The organism is Saccharothrix sp. NRRL B-16348 (assembly GCF_001280085.1).
Classification (GTDB): Bacteria; Actinomycetota; Actinomycetes; order Mycobacteriales; family Pseudonocardiaceae; genus Actinosynnema.
This window is the reverse complement of record NZ_LGED01000228.1, coordinates 43,439-49,438: the sequence shown is the minus strand read 5'-3', so window position 1 is coordinate 49,438 and position 6,000 is coordinate 43,439. Positions and strand designations below refer to the sequence as shown.

8 protein-coding genes are annotated in these 6,000 nt (G+C 69.0%); all 8 read right to left on the bottom strand.

All coding sequences use genetic code 11. The features are described from left to right. On the bottom strand, positions 1–412 hold a 412-nt coding region (locus ADK67_RS34155; RefSeq protein ID WP_082404248.1), incomplete at its 3' end, for a TIGR02452 family protein. 43 nt (positions 413–455) lie between these two features. After that, positions 456–1,220 (bottom strand): hypothetical protein, encoded by a 765-nt coding sequence (locus tag ADK67_RS34150; RefSeq protein ID WP_053720683.1) that lies wholly within the window; start codon positions 1,218–1,220, stop codon positions 456–458. Next, positions 1,217–1,774: an 8-oxoguanine DNA glycosylase OGG fold protein gene (locus ADK67_RS34145; protein WP_053720682.1), complete on the bottom strand. Its 558-nt coding sequence runs from the start codon at positions 1,772–1,774 to the stop codon at positions 1,217–1,219. Before ADK67_RS34145 ends, ADK67_RS34150 begins: the two co-directional genes overlap by 4 nt. A 403-nt stretch (positions 1,775–2,177) precedes the next feature. Then, positions 2,178–2,741, bottom strand: a complete 564-nt coding sequence (locus ADK67_RS34140) for a dihydrofolate reductase family protein (RefSeq protein WP_053720681.1) — start codon at positions 2,739–2,741, stop codon at positions 2,178–2,180. Positions 2,742–3,489: 748 nt separating this feature from the next. Continuing rightward, on the bottom strand, positions 3,490–3,870 hold the full coding sequence (locus ADK67_RS34135; RefSeq protein WP_063797825.1) for a hypothetical protein: 381 nt from the start codon (positions 3,868–3,870) through the stop codon (positions 3,490–3,492). A gap of 25 nt (positions 3,871–3,895) precedes the next feature. After that, on the bottom strand, positions 3,896–5,203 hold the full coding sequence (locus ADK67_RS54075) for a hypothetical protein (RefSeq protein WP_053720679.1): 1,308 nt from the start codon (positions 5,201–5,203) through the stop codon (positions 3,896–3,898). Next, entirely contained in the window at positions 5,200–5,505 is a 306-nt protein-coding gene (locus tag ADK67_RS34125) for a type VII secretion target (protein ID WP_053720678.1), read from the bottom strand. Before ADK67_RS34125 ends, ADK67_RS54075 begins: the two co-directional genes overlap by 4 nt. A gap of 4 nt (positions 5,506–5,509) precedes the next feature. After that, the gene (locus tag ADK67_RS34120) at positions 5,510–5,953 is read right to left on the bottom strand and encodes a YbaB/EbfC family nucleoid-associated protein (protein ID WP_053720688.1); all 444 of its coding nucleotides are present in this window, start codon (positions 5,951–5,953) and stop codon (positions 5,510–5,512) included. Positions 5,954–6,000 lie beyond the last annotated feature (47 nt).

Sequence of the window (6,000 nt, the reverse complement as noted above, 5' to 3'; positions counted from 1 at the left end):
TCACGCGATCGCTGTAGGTGAGCTCGGGGTGCGCGCGGTGGTGGGCGTAGAAGTCGCTTGCCGCCAGCAGGCACGGGTACAGCGCCGAACCGCGGGCCATGCTCTCCTCCTGCGCCTGCGCGCCGTTGAGGAACCCGCCGCCGGGGTTGCGCGCCGACGCGAACACCAGGCACGCGACATCGCCGCCCAGCCGCCGGGTCGCGGCCAACGTCGACTCGTTCGTCACGTCGATCCGCGTGTCGCCGACGGGCTCCGGCACCACGACCGGATCGTCCGGCGCGTAGAGACGGGTTCCGGCCACGGCGTGCGCGACGTCCGCGCGCACGTCGACCTCGCCCGTCCCGACCCGGTAGGAACCGCGTTCGGCGATGCTCACCGTGTCCCGGGCAATGGCCCGCAGTCGACTGCTCACGATGGGCATCGTGAGCGTCGAAGCCCGCCGGTCGCAAACGAAATCAGGCCGCGATCTCCCCGTCCAACCGCGCGCCGCCCAGCAGGTCCGGCTCGTCACCGCTCCAGAAGCGCCCCGGTCGTACCAGTTGGCCCGGCGGCCGGAGGGCAACAGCCTTGACCTGAGCCGAGCGCGGGGGAGCGCTCTGCGGGTGTGGCCTCGCAGCCTGTCCTGCGCTGACCTCGGTTCTCGGGATGAAAGGGCTACTCGGGGATGACCAGACCGTCTCGGTCCTCGTCGGTCCAGTGGGTGAGCGGCCGATTTCCGCGCAGTGCTCGGCCCAGGTCTTGCGTCGTCGATCCGGCGGTACTGCTTTGGCCCAGTAGGTGACCTGGCCGTTGTAGTGCCAGGCGCCTGTCGCCGGTCCGTACTGGCTGACGAGGCTGCCCGTCCGTTCCAGTCGGCCGAGGGCGACGCCGAATCGGACGCTGGAGGCGGTGTAGGCGCGGGAGCCGAACATGGAGTGCCCCTGGTCGGCCACGTGGGCGGCGAACAGGTCGGGGAAGCGGGTGCGCAGGCGGTGCTCGACGATTCCGTACTCGAGGAACGGGTCGTCGGGGTCGACGCAGCGGTCGAGCGGATCGAGGAGGTCGTCGGTCACGCCTTCCCGCACTTCACTCGGGGGTTGGACGGCTTCGCGCGTGGTGAACCACTCGTGGTCGTCGTGTGCCTGGCGGTTGGTGCAGAGGTACTGCAGCACGCCGTCGGGCAGCCTTCGGGGAGGTCGCACGTCGTCGGCGGTGAAGCACTTCGGACAGGTGATGATCACGGTCGGTCCTCCGGGGCGCCGGCGAAGAGGATGCGCTCGATTTCGTCAGGTGCGCAGTGGTGTTCCTGGGCCCAGCGGGCCAGCAGGTCGCAGTAGCGCTGGTAGGTGTGGGCCGGCCAGGAGCCGACGGGGTTCAGGGACTCCCAGCCGCAGTGGTCGTGCAGTGCGGTGGCCACGACCCGGTCCAGGATGAGGCACGGGTGGTCCGGCTCGCCGCCTCCGGCGAAGTAGAGGAACTTCGTGAGGAACGACGGGCCCAGTGCTCGGATCGCGCTGCGGTTGTCCGACCACAGCACCGCGTAGGCGCCGGCGGCATCGTGTCGTGACTTGTCCGCGGCCTCGGGCAGGAGTTCCTCGGCGCGTGGCACGTCGGCGGCGATGCTGTCCAACCTGCGTGCGTTCTGCCGCAGGTGGCTGCCCGACCCCCAGGCCAGGACCCGCCACAGCAAGGTGAACACCTCGTCGCCCGGTGCCCACACCTCGGCGCGGGTGAGCGTTGGCCCGGCCGGCGGTGTGCCGGGCAGCCCACGGGCGCCGATCGCCTCACGCGTCACCCGGTCTTCGGCTGCGCCCCGTCCAGCCCGTTCGCGCCGACGCCGACCAAGCTCCTCAGAATGCCGGTGAAAGCCACCGGCACGGCTGGCCGGCGGGGAGCGAACCACGTGCCCCGCCGAGCCGCCAAGCTCTATCGGACGCTGAACCCCAGCACCCGCATGCGGGTCTGGAACGACTGGACATGGTGGCTGTACCGGGTTCGGCGACCGACGCACCCGTGTCGGCGGACGATCTCGTCATCGGTCCGATGTGGACTGTGGGAACCCGATCGCACCCAAGCCGACCATGGGTGGCTCGCCATCAGGCAGGGGTTGCACCACCTCATGCCGTGGCACGCCGTCGACAAGTACGTCGACGATCGATGCCCCGGCATTCGGTCAGGTGCAGGTTGACAGCGTCAGGTCACTCTGCCTTGGTGTAGTACGTGAGTGCGGCAGCCCCCTTCTCCAGGATGGAGGTGCGCCGCAGGTCTACGGGTGGGGTGTCTTCGCTGAACAGCCGCAGTCCCTTGCCGACCACCGTCGGGAGCACCATGAGACGGTACTCGTCGATGAGGTCGTGCTGGGCCAGCGTCTGCACGACGCTCACGCTGCCGGTGACGATGACGTCCTGCTCGGCCTTGTGCCGCCGCACGCTCGTGACCAGGTCGTCCTCGATTAAGGACGAGTTCTGCCACTTCTCGGTGCTGGTCAGCGAGCGCGACGCGACGAGCTTGGGGATGTTGTTCATCTTGGTCGAGTACGGGTCGGTCCGGCTCGGCCAGAGCTTCGCGAACAGCTCCCAAGTCGTGCGGCCGAGCAGCAGGACACCGGTGTCGAGCAGCGACCCGAGTTCGAACTTGTCGCCGGTGATCGGTTCGGGGCCGTGGCGGAACGCCCAGCCGCCGTTGGGCGTCGCCTCGGACCCGTCCGGGTCTTCGACAACGCCGTCCAGCGTGATGAACTCGACGACGATCAGGTTGTTCATGACGTCCTTCTGTTGTTGTCCGCGCCGGGCCGGCGCGGAGTCGGTATACCGGCGTGGTCAACCCTACCGATCGCTTGGTCATCTTCGATTTCGAGTCGCGCACCGAAACGCGCGGAGAGTCGATGGCCTGCTTGGCGGGTCGGGGTGGCTGGACCGTCATCGAAAGGCGTGCGCACGACGCCGTGCGCGACCTTGTGCGCTCGAAAAGTCATCGCTGCTGGTCAAGCGGCGTGTCTGTCCTGGCCGGGTCGGTGGACGTCCGACGCGTCGCCGGGCGCTGTAGTCCCACTAACGGGCAACGAGTCTGCGGTGCCAGGCGGGCAGGGTGCCCGGCGTGACAGGGAAGACCTCTCGCCAACGGCGACGATCGACCAGCCTGGACAAGGCGGCGAACCAGAACCGGTCTGCGGGCTCGTAGTTCACCGGACCTGCGAGTTGCCGGCGCAGGACCGCGTTTCTCGTGCCGCAGCACGAGCAGTTCGTTGTCGCGTTACGCAGCACCACTGACGGCACGGACAGCAGCCTTCGGGTCACCTTGAACGGCAGGGATACGACCACCCGGGCATGGTCCCAACACCGGGACAGCCTTGCTCTACCAGCGACGATGAATTTCGAGCGGCACAGGCCGCGAAAACCGGAGGGACTCCACGATCAAGATCAGCTGCCCTCCGCGGGAACCGGAGATCGATGCGGTCATCACGGACGGCGTGGACGCCTTCAGTGCCTACCGCCAACCCGACCCGCGGGGTCAGTAATACCGCAGGAGTGCGTCCTCGAGCTCGTCGGTGACCTCGACGTCCTCGGGCGCCCGGTAGTCGCGAGCTCGGACGTGTTCGAGGAAATCAGGGTCGATCGGCAGACCGTGCGCGGCCAGGTGCCGAATCGAGTCGGTGCGCCAAACCCACACCCCGTCGGTCACCAACGACGAGCCGCTCCTGACCTTCGTGGTGCCGTCGACCAGATCCACGGTCACGTCGAGCACGTCGAACGCCGGAGTGACCGCCCTCATGTAGTCGACGACCCGCGCGCGGTCCGCGATCTCCACCGGCGTCTGCCGCACCGAAGGCAGCTCCGGCCTCGGCCGGGCGTAGGACTCGGCGTAGATGCCCACCGGGCGAAGCTCAACCACGAAATCCACCATTCATTGCGCTCGGTCAACTCCCACTGTAGTTCGGCAGGAACCAGCGCCAGCCCTCGCCCGCCTCATGTCCGCGCACCCTGGGGATGGAGTCCGGCCTGCGGGCGACACCGACGGCGTCCACCGGGGCCATGACCGGTACGCCGAGCCGGTCCGCCACGTGCTGGGCCCAGCCCACGTCGTTGCCGCTGTGGCAGGCCAGCAGCCGGATCGGCTGGTGGGGGTCGCGGTGCGGGTTGTTCCTGATCGCCTCGACGATCTGCTCCGGGTGCGTGTTGTGCCCGTGCCCCGGGACCGGCCAGCCGTCGGACGAGCCGTGCAAGACCACGTCGTGGTGTCCCTCGTTGCGGACGTTGTCGCGCACCCGCTGGGTCTCCGGGTCGTTGCCGATCGACATCCGGTCGTCGCGGTAGACGACACCCTGGTCGTTGGCGAGGTAGTTGTCGTAGTCCTGCCCGTCGCCCGACATGGAGTCCACGTCGTCGTGGGAGGAGCCGGGCGCGTCGGGGTCGCGGACGGTCGGGGCGTCGGGTCCGGCCCCGCCCGGTGTGGTGACGGGGCTGCTGGGTGAGTCGGCGCGGCGGCCGAGTTTGCCCAGCTTTTCCATGATCTCGCCGAGTTTGTCGAGGACCTTGCGGATGCGTGGGGTGACGTTGCCGATGGTCTTGACGAGTTTGCGGACCAGGTCGGCGATGCGGTTGCAGACCTTGGCGATGGTCGACGTCGCTTGGGCGACGATCAACGGCGTGGCCAGACCCAGGGTGGCGACGGCTTCGAGCGCCCAGGTGATGAGCTTGCCGACGACTTCGGCGACCAGGTCTCGGATGATCTCGCGGACGGCGGCGACGACCTCGCCCATGATCATCACGCCGGTTCCGACGCCGTCGGCCAGCGTGCCCGCGCCGGCGATGGCGTCCGCGGTCTGCGCGGCGTGCCCGCGGTAGGTGTCGGCGGCGGCGCCCTGCCAGCCGGGTGCGTCCTGCGTGCCGAGCTCCTCGGCGATGCGGGTGACCTCGGCGGCGACGTTGGACCAGGTCTCGCTGAACGAGCGGATCACCGGCGGGTCCCCGGCGAACCAGTCCAGCGCCTCCTTCAACGGCTGCACGTGCTCGATCAGCCACGACACCCCGTAGGAGGCGACCGTGCCGATCGGGTCGAGCACCATCGACAGCACTTCCAGGCCGACGCCGATGCCGCCCAGCCCGGCGGCGACCCAGCTGCCGTCGGAGATGCCCTGCGCCAGATCGTTCGCGGACTCGGCGATACCGATGCCGGTGACCGCCGTGGTGTCGCTCTTCGCCGTCGCGACCAGGGGATTGTTCACGTGTTCATCCCGTCGAACCGCGCCGACTCGCCGGCTTCCTGGGCGTCGTAGTCGCGGGAGGTCTCACGCAGCTTCGCCGCGTTGTCCGACACCGTCTCCGCCGCCTTCGACAAAGCGTCCACACCCATGTCCTCGAACGGCTGCAACAGCATCGCGAACGGCTGGCACACCACGCCGTAGGCGGAGTCGTTCATCGCCACCGTCCGCGCCGCGTCCGCCGCCGTGCGCAACCGGTCGGCCAAACCCTCCACCCGACCGGCTAACGCGGAGATCTCCCCGGTAACGGCCTCGTACCCGGTCATCGCGTCACCTCAGGTAGCTCTCGTCGGTGAAGTCACCGTCATCGCCCGGCCTGCGACGCCGTGGCGTCGACGGCGCGTCCGGCTCGGGTTGGGGGAAGTTCCGCTCGGCCACCGCCACGATGTGCTGCCCCGACGGGGTCTGACCGACCGTCTCCCCGACGATCCGCGCCAACTCGGCCGGATACCCGGCCTGCGCCTTGCCCATCGCCTCCATCACCGCCGCCGCGATCTGCTCCGGCCGCAACCGCGACACCCCATCGGTCATCGTCACCGCACTGGGAATCCCGTTCGGGCCGACCGTCACGCTCACCGCACCACCGGCGGCGGACGCGGTGATGGAGATCCGCTCGACCTCCTGCCGCATCGACTCGTACCGCGCCGCCTTCTCCTCCGCGTCGCGCTCCCAGTCATCCACCAAACGCTGCACGTTGGCCAACGGATCGGTCATCGGCACCCCCTCCGGTGACATGAAGACCGAGCCACGCTACTGCGCCT